Genomic DNA, 14,505 nt, shown 5'->3' with positions numbered 1-14,505 from the left:
CGGCGGGTGCAGCGGGTCTACGCGAGCGGTGCGGGCCAGGTGATCCAGGACGTGGGGATCTCGTCGTGCAGCCGGACCACGTCACGCGGCCCGAGCACCCGCGTCCGCAGCAACTCCCCCACCACGAGCCGCGCGACGGCGATCGCGCCCGGTGGATTGAAGTGCGTGTTGTCCTGCTCGGTCTCGGTCCAGTTGAAGTACGTCTTCGTCTCCTCGACGCCGAGTCGCTGCCACAGCGCGAGCGACAGCGCCTGGACGTCGAGCAGGGCCACCCGCTCCGCCTCGGCGAGCGCGCGCATGGCGGCCGGGTACTCGCCGTGCGTCGGCACGGCGTTCTGCTCGGCGTCGAACCTGCGGCGCTCGACGGGTGTGGCGAACACCGGCCGGGCGCCCTTCGCACGGGCGCCGTCCACGTACATCCGCAGGTAGTCCTGGTAGGTGGTCCAGGGCTCGGTGTAGCGGGTCGGATCGGCGCTCTTCTCGTCGTTGTGCGCGAACTGGACGAGGAGCAGGTCCCCCGGCCGGATCGCGGCGAGGACGGCGTCGAGCCGGCCCTCGTCGACGAAGCTCTTCGAACTGCGCCCGTTCACCGCGTGGTTGGCGACGGGCCGGTCCTTGTGCAGGAAGAAGGGGAGCGCCATTCCCCACCCGGTCTCGGGAGCGGCGTCGGAGTACTTCTGGGCGGCGGTGGAATCACCGGCGATGAAGAGCGTGCGGGGCCGGCGGGCCCCGGCCGTGGCGGGCCCGGCCGCCACCGCGCCGAGCGGTACGGCGGCGAGCGCCGCCGAAGTGACCTGTCTGCGGGTAAGGGACACGAGGTGCACCTCTCAACAGGGGCGAGTGAACGTCTTTCGGGGGTGCGGGGAACCGCGCAACCGGCCGGGGCCGGCCCGCGGTCCCCCACACGCGAAACCGCGGACTACGCGTGGTTCTTCTTCCAGTCGGCCTGCGCGGCGTTCAGCTGCTCGGCCAGCGTGTCCAGGAAGTCCTTCGGGCTCAGCTTCCCGAGCAGCACCTTCTGGAAGTTCGGCTCGTTGTCCGCCTTGGAGATGGTGTTCCAGTCGGGCAGGTAGTACGGCAGCTGCACGATCTTGGTGGTGGTGCCCGCCAGCGCCTCGGCGGCCAGCTTCGTCGGCTCCGAGGCCTGCACCCAGCTGTCCTGCGCGGCCTCGTTGTTGGCCGGCACCTGACCCGCCGTCTCGTTCCACTTGCTGTTGGACGCGTGCGACGCGGCGAACTCGATGAACTTCCAGGCGGCGGTCTTGTTCTTGCTCGCCTTGAACAGCCCGAGCCCGTCGACCGGGTTGGACACCTGCACCCGCGTGCCGTCGTCCTGCGTGGGCGCCGGGATGCCCTTGAACTTGCCGGCCAGCGCCTTCTCGTGGTCCCCGTAGGAGCCCAGGTTGTGGCTCAGCATGCCGATGGTCCCGGAGTCCCACTGGGCGACCATCTTGGTGAAGTCGTTGTTGACGTCGGCGGACGGGGTGTTCTTCTTGAACAGGCCGACGTACTTCTCCAGCGCGGCCACGTTCTTCGGGTCGTTGACCGTGGTCTTCTCGCCGTTCCAGAACTCGGTGATCCCGCTCTGCCCGTAGGTGGCGTCCAGTGCCTGGGCGATGGACCCCGCGCCACCGCGGATGGTGTACCCGAACGCGTTCTTGTCCTTGTTCGTGAGCTTGTCGGCGGCCGCGTAGAACTTCGTCCAGGTGGTCGGCGCGTCCAGACCGGCCTGCTGGAACAGATCGGTCCGGTACCAGAGGGTGCCGTTGTTCGCGGAGGTCGGCACCGAGTACGTCTTGCCGTCGATGCCGGCCGCCTTGACGCCGTCCAGGAACTTCTCGTTGAGCTTGCCGTTCAGCGCGCTCTTGGAGATCCGGCTGTCCAGCGGTTCGAGGGCGCCCTGCGCGGCGACCTCGGCGAGCATCGCGGTGCCCACGCCGCCGACGTCGGGCAGACCGCCGCCCTGGATGGCGGTGTCGTACTTGGACTGGACGCTGTCGGCCGGCACACCGACGTAGTTGACCTTGATGTCGGGGTTCGCCTTCTCGAAGTCGGCGATGATCTCCTTCCAGACGTCGGTGCGCACACCGCCGTTGTTGTCCCAGAAGGTGATCTCCCCCTTGCCGGAGCCCTCGCCTCCCTTGTCGCCCGCGCCGCCGCTGCCGTCGTCGCCGCAGGCGGTGGCGGTCAGCGCGAGCACGGAGCCCAGGGCGACGGCCAGGGCGGCGCGCCTGCTTCTGCGGATGCTGCTCTTCATGTGGATGGCTCTCTTCTTCTGGATCCCAACGGAGATATGAAGTTGTGGGGGGTCAGTGGGTGGTGCCGGTGCGCGGGCGCGGCGGGGCGCCGATCTGCGCCTGCGGCCCGGAGAACCGGGTGACCAGCGCGGGAACGGCGGCCGCGGGATCCAGCCGGTAGGCGTAGAACTCCCGCGGGTCGAAGGCCGTGCCCCACGCGTCGGTCCGCCCGCTCGTGTTCCTCAGGATCGACCCGCGCTGCACCAGCTCGGCGGTGGCGTCGGCCTGGTAGGGGTGCTGGATCCCGTCGAAGTAACTGTTCTCGATGACCATCTTCGTGTGGCCTCGCGACCAGTTCCCGTACGTCCACACCGGGTCCCCGTCGGCCACCTGCGCCGAGAGGTAGTTGTTGTAGAGGTGGGCGTAGGCGCAGTTGTCCGCGGACGGGTTGCGCTGCTTCGTCCCCGTGAACCAGTTGTGGTCGATGGTGATCTGGGTCAGGACGTTCGTCGTCCAGCCGATGCCGAACGCCTTGTTGTGGGTGTCGAACCGGTTGGCGGAGACGGTGATGTACTGGCTGTCCTTGCGGATGTCGAGCAGCCCGTCGCCCATGTGCGTGAAGCGGTTGTGGTCGATCCACACGTGGTCGGCGGTGTCCATCTGGATCGCGTCGAAGTCGGTCGTCTTGCCGTCCCAGTCGCCCTCGACGTACGAGTCCCGGATCGTCAGATTGCGGATGATCACGTTGTGCGTACCGGGGTTCAGGTGCAGCTCCCCGTGCACGATCTCGCCGGTGTCGCCGGCGCCGATGATCGTCTTGTTCGAGGTCACGACGATGTCGGAGCCGAAGGGCTCGACCGCCACCGCGCCCTCGACCCGGATGACGTAAGGCTCCTCGGCCGCCGCGTACCGCGCGAGCGAGGCCTGGCCGGTGACGGTGACGACCTCGCCGCCCGCGCCTCCGGTGGTGCCGCCGGCGAGCGAGGCGAAGCCGTGGGCGGTGTCGGTCCAGCGGGACCCCGAAGGGGCAGAGGTGGCGGCCGTCCCGGGCTCGCCGGCGGCCTTCGCCTCGCCGACGGCACCGAGGCTCAGAGCCGCCACCAGACCGGCGACGGCCGCCAGGACCACGGCCGGCCGCGGCAAGCGCTTGCTACGGAGGTGCGTCATTGCGTCTCCCAACAGGCTTACGGAACAGGTGGGTCAGAGCGGTCTGATCCGGAACTCGCTGAACGAGGCCGCTCCCGCGTGCCCGGTTCCGGGCGGCGCGAGGGCGAAGAGGCCCAGCAGGGCACCGACCCAGCGCCAGGGCGTGGCGGCGAACACGGGCCCCGACCAGCGCAGGCCGTCACCGGTGTCGTACGCGAAACGGCAACGTGCTCCGGTGCCGATCTCGATCCGCAGGCGCGCCCGTCCCCGGGGGGCGAGCCGCGGGTGGGCCGCGTCCCGTTCCCTCTCGGCGACCGGTTCGGCGAACCGGTGCACGAGGTGGACGGCCCCGTCGGTGCCCCGCTGGAGCCCGATCCAGCCGAAGGCGTCCCCGAGGACCGCGAGCCCGGCGCGGGCACCCGGCTCCTCGCTGTGCAGCTCCAGCTCCACCTCCACGGCGGACGGAAGCCCGGGCAGCCGTTGCGTGAGGATGCTCGGCAGGGTCCGCAGATCGTGCGCGTCGGCGGTCCGCACGCAGGTCAGGCGCAGTCCGTCGGCGGAGTGCTGGGTGGCGAGGCCGTCCTGCGGGTTGGCCGTCCACGACCACTGGCGGCCGAAGCGGCCGCCGGGGAAGTCGTCGTCCGTGGCGGGTGCGGCCGGCGGTCCCGCGGGCAGGCCGGGCCGTCGGTGCTCGAGCACGGGCGCGCCCTCGTCGCCGATCACCGGCCAACCGTCCGCGGCCCAGCGCATCGGCTGGAGGTGGACGACCCGGCCGTACGCGCCGCGCTGCTGGAAGTGCAGGAACCAGTCCTCGCCGGACCCGGTGCGCACCCAGCCGCCCTGGTGGGGGCCGTTGACCTCGGTGTCCCGCTGCTCCAGGACGATCCGCTCCTCGTACGGGCCGAAGAAGTCCCGGGCCCGGAAGGCGCCCTGCCAGCCGGTCTCCACTCCCCCGGCGGGCGCGAAGATCCAGAACCAGCCGTCGTGCCGGTAGAGCTTCGGCCCTTCGAGGGTGAACCAGCCGGGGATCCGGTCCCCGTCGACGATCACCTTGCCCTCGTCGAGGACGGCCGTCCCCTCCGGGTGCATCCGGTGGCCGGTGAGCCGGTTCTTGACGCCCGCACGGGACCTGGCCCAGGCGTGGACCAGATAGGCCTCGCCCGTCTCCGCGTCCCAGAGGGGACAGGGGTCGATGAGCCCCTTGCCCTCCTTCACCAGCAGCGGCCGGGACCAAGGCCCCCTGATCTGCGGCGCGTTGATCTGGAAGATGCCCTGGTCGGGGTCGCCCCAGAAGATCCAGAAGCGGTCGTCGTGGTGCCTCAGGGACGGCGCCCACACTCCGCAGTCGTGCCGTGGAGACCTGAAATCGGCCGCCGGTTCGAGGCGTTCGAGGGCATGTCCGATCAAGGTCCAGTGGACCAGGTCGCGCGAGTGCAGCAGAGGCAGGCCGGGAGCGCGGCCGAAGCTGGAGGCGGTGAGATAGAAGTCGTCGCCGACCCGCACGACGTCCGGGTCGGACCAGTCGGCGTTCAGGACGGGGTTGGTGTACGTCTCGTGCGTCACTGGCTGACCGCCTTGCGTACCAGTGCCGCCGCCTCGTGCCGGTCCAGGCGGCCGTCGGCGACGACGGTGACGATCCGGCGTACGGCCGTCTCGCCGGGCGGGACCCGCAGCCGCTCCGCGCAGGCCAGCGAGGAGCCGACGCCCGGGTACTCGGCGGTGCGGACGAACCAGGGGTCGCGGCGGGTGGCACCGGTGGCGCCGGCGAAGACCAGGGTCCAGTGGGCGCCGGCCAGGGCGAGCCAGTCGGCGCGGGCGCCGTGGACGGACGCCTCGCCCCGCGTGCCGGCGGTGAAGACCTCGGGGGCCGCGTCCTCCTTGCGGGCCCGCCAGAAGAAGCCGCCGTAGGCCGCTCCGGGGCGCCCGTTCGTCGCCGGGCTGCCGATGGACAGCGGCCCCGAGGTGACGTTGGTCAGCGAGAAGGTGAAGTCCAGCGCCCAGGCGGCGTCGGTGAGTTCGGTGGCCTCGACGGTACGGCGCTCGCGCAGCAGCTCGGTGCCCGAGGCGACCCAGCGCAGCTCCTCCACGAAGCCGTCCGGGTCGCGGAGCTGGAAGGAACTGTGCCGCTGGGCACCGTGGTTGTCGAGCTCGGTCGGGCCCTGGTCGCGGACGTAGGTGCGTCCGCCCCAGAAGTTGTGCCCCCCGACGTCGGGTACGGCTACACCGACGCCGAGGTGGTGTGTGTGGTCGGCCGGGCTCAGTTCGGTGACCGCCGTGCCGGCCAGGGTGGTGACGGGGTGCAGATAGGGCCGCGGGGAGAGCCTGGCGGGCAGCTCGGGCCGGGTCACGTAGCGGGCGACCGGGCGGCCGGCGACACGCAGGACGACCGGTGCGTCGGGTGCGGTTGCGGTCATCAGGGGCTCACCTCTTTCGGATGCGCGGTCGTGAACGCCCAGGGGGCGCCCAGTTCGGAGTAGAGGGCGAGGGTGTCGGCGGCGGCCGCGACGAGGCCGTCGATGCCGGGGACGACCCGCCGCTCCTCGTCGGGCAGCAGGCGCCAGGCGTCGTCGGGCACCTGGACCGGGTCGGGAGCGACCCGGATCGCCTCGACGACCCGCATGAACGACTCGGTCACGGCGGGCGGGACCAGCAGTTCCGTCCCGTCGGTGAGGTGCTCGACGAGGTTCTCCAGCAGGTCGGTGCGGCCGTACTCGAACTCCTCGGGGCCGTGGCCGGCCCGCTGGAGCAGGACGCGGTCCTGCTTGTACCAGTACGTGATCCGGCCGCGGCTGCCGTGCACGACGACGTACGGGTCGTCGGGGTCCTCGGCGCACAGCGTGGCCGCGACGACGATCTCGCGGCCGTCGGCCGTGTGGACGCGGACGCAGGAGGTGTCGTCGGACTCGATCGCGTTGGCGTGCGCCAGCTCGGTCTCGATGCCGGTGACGTCGGTGGCGCGGGTGGCACCGGCCAGCGCGAGGGCGGTGGCGACGGCGTGCGCGAGCGGGTTGGTGAGCGCCCCGTCGATCACGTCGACGCCGTTCAGCCGTCGCCTGCCCGCCCAGGGCGCCCGCCGGAAGTACGCCTCCGGCCGGGCCCAGGCCCCGGCGCCGCCGACCCCGGAGACCTCGCCGACCGCCCCCTCCTCGATCAGCCGGCGGATCGCGGGCACGGCGTGCGAGCCCAGCGACTGGAAGCCGATCTGGCAGACCACGCCCGCCTCGGCGACCCCGTCCGCCATCCGCCGGAACTCGGCGTAGGACGGCGCGGGCGGCTTCTCCAGAAGCAGGTGGACCCCCTTGCGCGCCGCGATCAGGGCCAGGTCGGTGTGGGTGGGGATCGGGGTGCAGATGACGGCGACCCGGGCGCCGGTCGTGTCCAGCAGCGCGCCGAAGTCGGCGGACTGGTCGGGCGTGCCGAGGCCCTCGGGGATCTCCGCCGGGGTCAGCGGGGTCAGCTCGCAGACACCCGCCAGGCGGACGATGCCCTTGTCCTGGAGCCGGCGGATGTTGTCCAGGTGCCAGTGGCCGTGGCCGCGCGCGCCCGCGAGGACGATCGGGACCGGGCCGCTCATCGGTTCGGCGGTGCTCATGGGATCCTCCCTGCGCCCGCGCCGCGTGCCACCTCGCGGTCGGCCACCGCGGCGCTGTCGATCTTTGTGTGCAGGGTAGGCGTCCAGCCGACGTCCGCCGTGAGGTCGCGCTCGCTGCCGCTGTTGTAGGCGTTGTAGATCGCGAGGAGGTCCACGGGCCAGCCGTTGAAGACGGTGCCGCTCTGGTGCAGGGCGGTGCCGTTCCAGCTCTTGACCAGGTCGGCGACCTCCACGTGGCCGGGGGTGTGGAAGGCGTTGTTCTCGGCGTACACGGCCGACTCGGTCGACACGCCGAGCGAGTAGCGGTACTCGGCGCCCTCGGGGACGACGTAGCGGTTGTCGTAGACGTGCACCTGCCCGAAGCGGACGCGCGGTGCGCGCTGTACGACGGACTCGAACTGGTTGTGGTGCAGCGTGACCCGGAGCTTTCCGCGGTCGCCGGTGGCCGTGTCGCCGCTGCCGATGAGCATCGCCTTGTCGTGTCCGGCGAACCGGCTCCAGGAGACGGTGACCAGGTCGGAGCCGTTGGTGATGTCCAGCAGTCCGTCGTGGCGAAGGTAGTTGCGGCCGAACCGGGTGGGCTCGGCGGAGTCGGGGTGGCCCTGGTCGGAGGCGGTGACGTGGTCGACCCAGACGTGGGTCGCGCCGGTCAGCCAGATGTTGTCGTACGCCGTCTTCCAGTCGCCGAGGCCGCCGGTGTTGGGCTGCCAGACGGGGAAGCAGTCGTAGGCGTCGCGCAGGTCGAGGTTGCGCAGGATGACGTTGTCCGCGTTCTTCACCTGGAGGCTGGCGCCCTTGAGGACGGCTCCGTCGCCGAGGCCCACGATGGTGGTGTTGGGGCCGACGGGGAGCACGATCCGCTCGGCCTGCGCGGCCGCCGACGCCTGGCGGGCCTCCTCCTGCGCGCCGCTCGGCTTGGCGGCGCCCCAGGTGCGCGGGTCGTAGGCGGCCAGGTACCGCGTCGGGGAGTAGCCGCCGGTGGCGTAGTCGGCGCAGTCCAGGTGGTCGCCGTCGTCGTCGGTGTTGGCGTCGATCGTCCCGGCGATCTTGATGATCTTCGGGGTGTCGCTGCCGCCGTCGAGGGCGCGGACGAGTCCGGCGCGGTCGGTGACGGTGGTGACGTGTGCGTCGTCGGCGGCCGCGCCTCCGGTGGTGCCGGTGCCGTAGGCCGCCCAGCCGTCGTCGGCGGCGAGGACGTCCCGGGAGATGTCCCGGGCCTCGGCCTGCGCGGGCACGCAGAGCAGCCCCAAAACGGCTGTTACCAGCGTGATCTGACGGATTCTCATCCCTTGACCGCCCCCGCGCTGAAGCCGGTGATCAGCCACTTCTGGATGAAGGCGAAGACGAGCACCACGGGGACGGCGGCGATGATGCCGCCCGCGGCCAGCGCGCCCAGGTCGACGCTGTCCGCGCTCATCAGGGTGTTGAGGCCGACGGGGATCGTCTGCTTGGTCTGGTCGGACAGGAACATCAGGGCGAACAGGAAGTGGTTCCAGGCGTGTACGAAGGCGAAGGAACCGACGGCGATCAGCCCGGGCCGCAGCAGCGGAAGGACGACGATCCGGAAGGCGGTGAGCCGGTTGCACCCGTCGACCCAGGCGGCCTCCTCCAGGGAGTACGGCACGTTCCGGATGAAGCCGCTGATCAGGATCATCGACAGGGGCAGCTGGAAGACCGTCTCGGCGATGATGACACTGCCGAGCGAGTTGATCATCTTGAGCTCGGCGAAGATCTGGAAGAGCGGCACGAGGAGCAGCGCGCCCGGCACGAACTGGGTGCACAGCAGGGCGAGCATGAACCCGCGTTTGATCCTGAAGTCGAAGCGGGCGAGGGCGTAGCCGCCCGCCAGGGCGACGCCGGTGGTGAGCAGCAGGGTCGCCACGCCGGTGAGCACGCTGTTCTGGAAGTAGACGGCGAAGTCCCGCTCGTTCCAGACCTTCTCGAAGTGGTCGAAGGTCATCGGCCAGGGCACGAGCGAGGTCGAGCCGGCCGGGCGCAGCGCGAAGAGGAGGATCCAGTAGAAGGGGACGAGGGTGAAGACCAGGTAGATCGACAGGGGGAGGTAGATCTGCCAGCGGGGGGCCTCGTCCCAGGCACGCCTGTGCCGGGACGGGCGCCGGTCGGGCGCGTCGGTCACGCGCACGGGGACGGGTGTGACCTCGGTGGCCTCCTTGGTGATCACTTGTCGCCTCCTCCGAACTTGCTCAGCCGCAGATAGACCATCGAGCAGAAGAGCAGGATCACGAACGCGACCGTGGTGAGGGCGGACGCGTAGCCGAAGTTGTGTGCGTCGACGCTGGTGTTGGCGATGTAGAGCGGGAGGGTGGTGGTCTCCCCCGCCGGGCCGCCGCCGGTGAGCGTGTAGAGCAGGTCGACGTTGTTGAACTCCCACACCGCGCGCAGCAGCGTGGACAGGACGATGGCGTCCTTCAGGTGGGGCAGGGTGATGTGCCAGAACTGCTTGATCCGGCTCGCGCCGTCGACCTCGGCGGCCTCGTACAGGTCCTTGGAGACGGACTGGAGGTCGGCGAGGATGAGGATCGCGAAGAAGGGGACACCGCGCCACAGGTCGGCGATGATCGCCGCCGGGAAGACGGTGGAGGTGTCGGACAGCCAGCTGGTGCCGTACTCGCCTATGCCCATGTCCGCGAGGTAACGGGTGATGCCGGTCTGGGAGTTGTAGAGCAGCACCCAGATCGCCGAAGTCAGCACGCCGGAGACGGCCCACGGGGAGAAGACCAGCGCCCGGCCGAGCGAGCGCCCCACGAAGGTCTGGTTGACGATCAGCGCGAGGGCCAGGCCGAACAGCAGCTGGAGTCCGACCTCGACGAAGACCCACTTGGCGCTGAAGGTCAGCGTGTCCCAGAACTGCGGGTCGTCGGTGAAGGCGTGGACGAAGTTGTCGAAGCCCGCGAAGCCGTTGCGCCACGGTTTGGTGGGGTTGTAGTTCTGCAGGCTGTAGTAGAAGACGCTGATGACCGGGTAGGCGATGAAGCCCAGCATCAGCAGGGCCGCCGGCGCGATCAGCAGGTACGGCAGTCTGCGGGGCGTGGCGGAGGCACGGCGCCGCCGGGGTGGCGCGGGCGGCTTCGCCACGGCTGCGGCTTGGGCCATGACTGTTCTCCGTTCTAGGTACGTCTCTCGGTGCGTCGTGCGTTCGTGTGCATCGTGCTTTCGGGCGGGTGAAGCGCTTTCTCTCCGCACAGGGGTGGGCCCGGTCGTGCTGTCGCGGTCAGCCCGCGTACGGGTCCGCGACCTTGCCCGGACGGGCCAGGAACTCGAAGTCGCAGCCGGTGTCGGCCTGGGTGATCTGCTCGTTGTAGAGCGCGCCGTAGCCTCGCTCGTACCGGGCGGGCGGCGGCGTCCACCGGGCCCGACGCCGCTCCAGTTCCTCGTCGTCCACGTCGAGCCGCAGGGAGCGGGCCTCGACGTCGAGGGTGATCGGGTCCCCGGTGCGGACCAGGGCGAGCGGTCCGCCGACGTACGACTCGGGCGCCACGTGCAGGACGCACGCGCCGTAACTCGTCCCGCTCATCCGGGCGTCGGAGATCCGCACCATGTCCCGCACACCCTGCTTGAGCAGATGGTCGGGGATGGGCAGCATGCCGTACTCGGGCATGCCCGGGCCGCCCTTGGGGCCCGAGCCCCGCAGCACCAGGACGGTGTCGGCGGTGATCCCCAGCTCCGGGTCGTTGATGGTGCGCTGCATGGTCCGGTAGTCGTCGAAGACGACCGCGGGGCCGGTGTGCCGGAGCAGGTGGGGCTCGGCGGAGATGTGCTTGATGACGGCGCCGTCCGGGCAGAGGTTGCCGCGCAGGACGGCGACCCCGCCCTCGCTCGCGACCGGGTTGCTCAGGGGGCGGATGACGTCCTCGTCGTGCACCTGGGCGCCGGCGAGCTGCTCACGCATCGTGTCGTGGGAGACGGTCGGGCGTTCCAGGTGGAGCAGGTCCGGGATCCGGGAGAGGAAGCCGGGCAGCCCGCCCGCGAAGTGGAAGTCCTCCATGAGGTACTTCCGGCCGCCGGGCCGCACGTTGGCGAGCACGGGGACGGTCCGGGCGATCCGGTCGAAGTCGTCGAGGGTGAGCTTGACGCCGGCGCGGCCCGCCATGGCGATGAGGTGGATCACGGCGTTCGTCGAACCGCCGAGGCCGAGGACGGTCGTCACCGCGTCCTCGAACGCGTCCGCGGTGAGGATCTCGCTCAACTTGCGGTCCCGGTGGACCAGTTCGACGATGCGCAGGCCCGCGGCGGCCGCCATCCGGTCGTGCCCGGAGTCCACGGCCGGGATGCTCGACGCGCCCGGAACCGTCACGCCCAGCGCCTCCGCGGCGGCCGTCAGCGTGGACGCGGTACCCATCGTCATGCAGTGGCCCGGCGAGCGCGCGAGGCCGCTCTCCAGCTCGGCCAGTTCGCAGTCGCCGATGAGGCCGGCCCGCTTGTCGTCCCAGTACTTCCACATGTCGGTGCCCGAGCCGAGGACCTCGCTCCGCCAGTGTCCCGGCAGCATGGGCCCGGCCGGGACGAAGACCGTCGGCAGGTCGACGCTGGCCGCGCCCATGAGCAGCGCGGGTGTCGTCTTGTCGCAGCCGCCCATCAGCACGGCCCCGTCCACGGGATAGGAGCGCAGCAGTTCCTCGGTCTCCATCGCGAGCAGGTTGCGGTAGAGCATCGGGGTCGGCTTCTGGAAGGTCTCGCTGAGCGTGGAGACCGGGAACTCCAGCGGGAAGCCGCCCGCCTGCCACACGCCCCGCTTCACCGCCTGCGCGCGGTCGCGCAGGTGGACGTGGCAGGGGTTGATGTCCGACCAGGTGTTGAGGATCGCGACGACCGGCTTGCCGAGGTGCTCCTCGGGGAGGTAGCCGAGCTGGCGGGTGCGGGCGCGGTGGCTGAAGGAGCGCAGGCCCTCGGCGCCGTACCACTGATGGCTTCTGAGGTCCTCAGGGCGCTTGCGCGCCGATTCGTCGAAGCGCTTCATATGGACCATCCGGCGGCTATGGCGGCGACCTCGGCGCGCTCGTCCTCGGGCAGCGGCCGGCTCGGCGGGCGGACCTCCCGGCGGCACAGGCCAAGGGAGGAAAGGGCTTCCTTGACGACGGTGACGTTGTTGGCGGAACCGTTGGCGGCGCGGAGCTCCTCGAAGCGCCTGATCTGTTCCCACACCTTCATCGCGGCTGGATAATCCCCTGATCGAAGCGCTTCGATCATGTTCAGCGAAACGGCCGGGGCGACGTTCACGAGCCCGGAGGTGAAGCCGGTGGCGCCCGCGGAGAAGTAGGACGGGGCGTACGGCTCGGCGAGGCCGGCCACCCAGACGAAGCGCTCCAGGCCCGCGTCCCGCGCGAACGCGGCGAAGCGCGAGGCGTCCGGGACGGCGTACTTGACGCCGATGACGTTCGGACAGGCGTCGGCGAGCTCGGCGAGACGTTCGCCGCGCAGCTGCGCGTTGCGGATGTACGGGACGACGCCCAGTTCGGGCACCGCCGCCGCGATCTCCCGGTGGTAGTCGACCCAGCCGCTCTGCGACACGTACGGGTGGACGGGCTGATGGACCATCACCATCTGCGCACCCAGCTCACGGGCGTGCCGGGCGGAGGCGACGGCGGTCGGTACGTCGTGTCCGACGCCGACCAGGATCGCCGCCCGTCCGCCGGCCACCTCGACGGTCACCTCGGTGACCAGGCGGCGCTCTTCGGGGGTGAGGGCGTAGAACTCGCCGGTGTTGCCGTTCGGGGTGAGGGTGGTGATCCCGCCGTCGAGCAGCCGGCGCAGCAGGGCCCGGTGGGCTTCACCGTCGACGGAGCCGTCCTCGGCGAACGGGGTCACCGGGATGGCCACCACGTCGGCCAGGGCCGCACGCTGGGTCTCGAACGCCACGCTGCTCATTCCTGACCTTTCTCTGCCCGGGGCCCCTCGTGGGCCTCCTGGGCGGTCTCGGGGAACGCCCGGTGCACGAACGACGCGATGTGGGCGTGCAGGGCGCGGGCCGCTCCGTCGCAGTCGCCGTCCAGGGCGAGCCGCAGGATCTCGCGGTGCTCGCCCGCCTCCCGTTCCCAGGAGGGCGACGCGGCCCAGGCGACGGCCGAGACCAGGGCGGCCTGGTCGCGCACCTCGTCGAGCATCCGGCCGAGCAGCGGGTTGCCGCACGGCAGGTACAGGGCGCGGTGGAACTCACGGTTGGCCAGCGACCGTTCGGCGGTGTCGGTCGCCTCGTCGGCCCTGGTCAGCGCCTGGCGCGCGGCGTCGAGGGAAGCGCCCAGCCGTACGGCCCGCCTCAGCGCCTCGGGTTCGAGGAGCAGGCGTACGTCGTAGACCTCGCGCGCCATGTCCGCGTCCACCATGCGCACCGTGACGCCCTTGTACTGGCTCATGACGACCAGCCCGGTGCCGGCCAGGGTCTTGAGCGCCTCGCGCACCGGGGTCTTGGAGACCCCGAACTGCGCGGCGAGCTCGGTCTCGACCAGGGCCTGGCCGGGCGTCAGCCGGCCGGTGAGGATGCGGCGTTTGATCTCCTCCAGCACGTACTGCGTGCGGGACGGGATCGGCGTGGGCACAGAGGTCATGCGCGCCTCTCGGATGTCGCGTATCTGATCTCGGATCGCGTATCGCGTCTCATATATGACGTACGAAGTACGACGCGTTGAAGGTAGGAGCGGCCCTGTGTTTCGTCAATGCTTCTGACAGAGGAAGTTGAGGTTGCCGAGGTGAGGCTGCCGGGTCGGGAGCGCCCGAACGGGGTCAGAAGGGCAGGGTCTCGCCCTCGCGAGCGGTCCGGGCGGGGCCCCCGAAGGCGACGGCGGCCCGCGCGGTCGCGGCCTCCCGGGTCAGCGTGGGCCCGACATGGGTGATGTACAGCTCGCGCACCCCGGCCCTGCGGGCGGCCTCGCCGGCCTCCTCCGGCGTGAGATGCACCTGCTGCTCCCGTTCGCCTTCGCGATGGCTGTCGATGTCCGCCTCGCACAGGAACAGATCGGCGCCGGAGGCGAGTTCGGTGAGGGCCTCGCACGGCCCGGTGTCACCCGAGTACGCGAGGACGCTCCCCTGGCACTCGGCCCTCAGCCCGTACGCCTCGGTGTCGTGCACCACCCGGCGCGAGCTGAGGCGCAGGTTCCAGTGCCGCACGGTGTGCCCGTCGAACAGGGCCCTGAAGTCGAAGACCCCGCTCAGGAAGCGCACGTCGGGCCGGCCGAAGAAGCCCGCGAGGCGCCGGGCGCAGTCGAGCGGCGCGTAGAGCGGGATCGGGGCCGGCGGGGTCATCCCGCCGTAGGCGAGGGCGTAGGCGGCGGCCAGGAGGTCGGCGCTGTGGTCGGCGTGCAGGTGCGAGATCCAGATCGCCGTGAGCCGGTCGGGATCCGTGTGCCGCTGCAACTCCGCGAACGTCCCGGGGCCCGCGTCCACCCACACCTCCGCCCCCGCGCCGCGCAGCAGATAGCCGGAGCAGGGGCGGCCCGGCCCCGGGTGCGGAGAGGCGGTACCGAGGACGGTGAGGCTCAGAGGCATGGTGGGGAGCGTACGTTTCGGGCCCGCGGG

General features: G+C 71.0%; 12 protein-coding genes and 1 pseudogene. All 13 read right to left on the bottom strand.

Annotation, left to right across the window (positions count from 1 at the left end):
• Window positions 1-17: 17 nt before the first annotated feature.
• The 13 genes and pseudogenes from QQM72_RS21210 to QQM72_RS21150 all read right to left on the bottom strand — a co-directional run bounded on the left by QQM72_RS21210 (window position 18) and on the right by QQM72_RS21150 (window position 14,475).
• Entirely contained in the window at window positions 18-815 is a 798-nt protein-coding gene (locus QQM72_RS21210) for a rhamnogalacturonan acetylesterase (RefSeq protein WP_314222437.1), read from the bottom strand.
• 104 nt (window positions 816-919) lie between these two features.
• Window positions 920-2,257 (bottom strand): ABC transporter substrate-binding protein, encoded by a 1,338-nt coding sequence (locus tag QQM72_RS21205; protein WP_314222436.1) that lies wholly within the window; start codon window positions 2,255-2,257, stop codon window positions 920-922.
• A gap of 88 nt (window positions 2,258-2,345) precedes the next feature.
• Window positions 2,346-3,404: pseudogene (locus tag QQM72_RS21200) on the bottom strand (pectate lyase family protein); the annotation flags it as partial.
• 33 nt (window positions 3,405-3,437) lie between these two features.
• The gene (locus QQM72_RS21195; RefSeq protein WP_314222435.1) at window positions 3,438-4,946 is read right to left on the bottom strand and encodes a glycoside hydrolase family 43 protein; all 1,509 of its coding nucleotides are present in this window, start codon (window positions 4,944-4,946) and stop codon (window positions 3,438-3,440) included.
• Complete coding sequence (locus QQM72_RS21190; RefSeq protein ID WP_314222434.1) at window positions 4,943-5,797, bottom strand: DUF6807 domain-containing protein; 855 nt, start codon at window positions 5,795-5,797, stop codon at window positions 4,943-4,945. Before QQM72_RS21190 ends, QQM72_RS21195 begins: the two co-directional genes overlap by 4 nt.
• Window positions 5,797-6,975: a Gfo/Idh/MocA family protein gene (locus QQM72_RS21185; RefSeq protein ID WP_314222433.1), complete on the bottom strand. Its 1,179-nt coding sequence runs from the start codon at window positions 6,973-6,975 to the stop codon at window positions 5,797-5,799. Before QQM72_RS21185 ends, QQM72_RS21190 begins: the two co-directional genes overlap by 1 nt.
• Complete coding sequence (locus QQM72_RS21180) at window positions 6,972-8,261, bottom strand: pectate lyase family protein (protein ID WP_314222432.1); 1,290 nt, start codon at window positions 8,259-8,261, stop codon at window positions 6,972-6,974. Before QQM72_RS21180 ends, QQM72_RS21185 begins: the two co-directional genes overlap by 4 nt.
• The gene (locus tag QQM72_RS21175; protein ID WP_020130491.1) at window positions 8,258-9,157 is read right to left on the bottom strand and encodes a carbohydrate ABC transporter permease; all 900 of its coding nucleotides are present in this window, start codon (window positions 9,155-9,157) and stop codon (window positions 8,258-8,260) included. The genes QQM72_RS21180 and QQM72_RS21175 overlap by 4 nt, the downstream gene beginning before the upstream one ends.
• Window positions 9,154-10,089 carry a carbohydrate ABC transporter permease gene (locus QQM72_RS21170; protein WP_020130492.1) on the bottom strand — a complete coding sequence of 312 codons (936 nt, stop codon included), beginning with the start codon at window positions 10,087-10,089 and terminating at the stop codon, window positions 9,154-9,156. The genes QQM72_RS21175 and QQM72_RS21170 overlap by 4 nt, the downstream gene beginning before the upstream one ends.
• A gap of 118 nt (window positions 10,090-10,207) precedes the next feature.
• On the bottom strand, window positions 10,208-11,953 hold the full coding sequence (gene araD, locus QQM72_RS21165; protein ID WP_314222431.1) for an L-arabinonate dehydratase: 1,746 nt from the start codon (window positions 11,951-11,953) through the stop codon (window positions 10,208-10,210).
• Window positions 11,950-12,861, bottom strand: coding sequence for a dihydrodipicolinate synthase family protein (locus QQM72_RS21160; protein ID WP_314222430.1), 912 nt, complete (start codon window positions 12,859-12,861; stop codon window positions 11,950-11,952). The genes araD and QQM72_RS21160 overlap by 4 nt, the downstream gene beginning before the upstream one ends.
• Entirely contained in the window at window positions 12,858-13,538 is a 681-nt protein-coding gene (locus QQM72_RS21155; RefSeq protein ID WP_314222429.1) for a GntR family transcriptional regulator, read from the bottom strand. The genes QQM72_RS21160 and QQM72_RS21155 overlap by 4 nt, the downstream gene beginning before the upstream one ends.
• A 175-nt stretch (window positions 13,539-13,713) precedes the next feature.
• Window positions 13,714-14,475, bottom strand: coding sequence for an MBL fold metallo-hydrolase (locus QQM72_RS21150; RefSeq protein WP_314222428.1), 762 nt, complete (start codon window positions 14,473-14,475; stop codon window positions 13,714-13,716).
• Window positions 14,476-14,505 lie beyond the last annotated feature (30 nt).

It is taken from the genome of Streptomyces zaehneri (genome assembly GCF_032248645.1).
GTDB classification, from domain to species: Bacteria; Actinomycetota; Actinomycetes; order Streptomycetales; family Streptomycetaceae; genus Streptomyces; species Streptomyces coriariae.
This window is presented reverse-complemented; position numbering and strand designations above follow the sequence as displayed.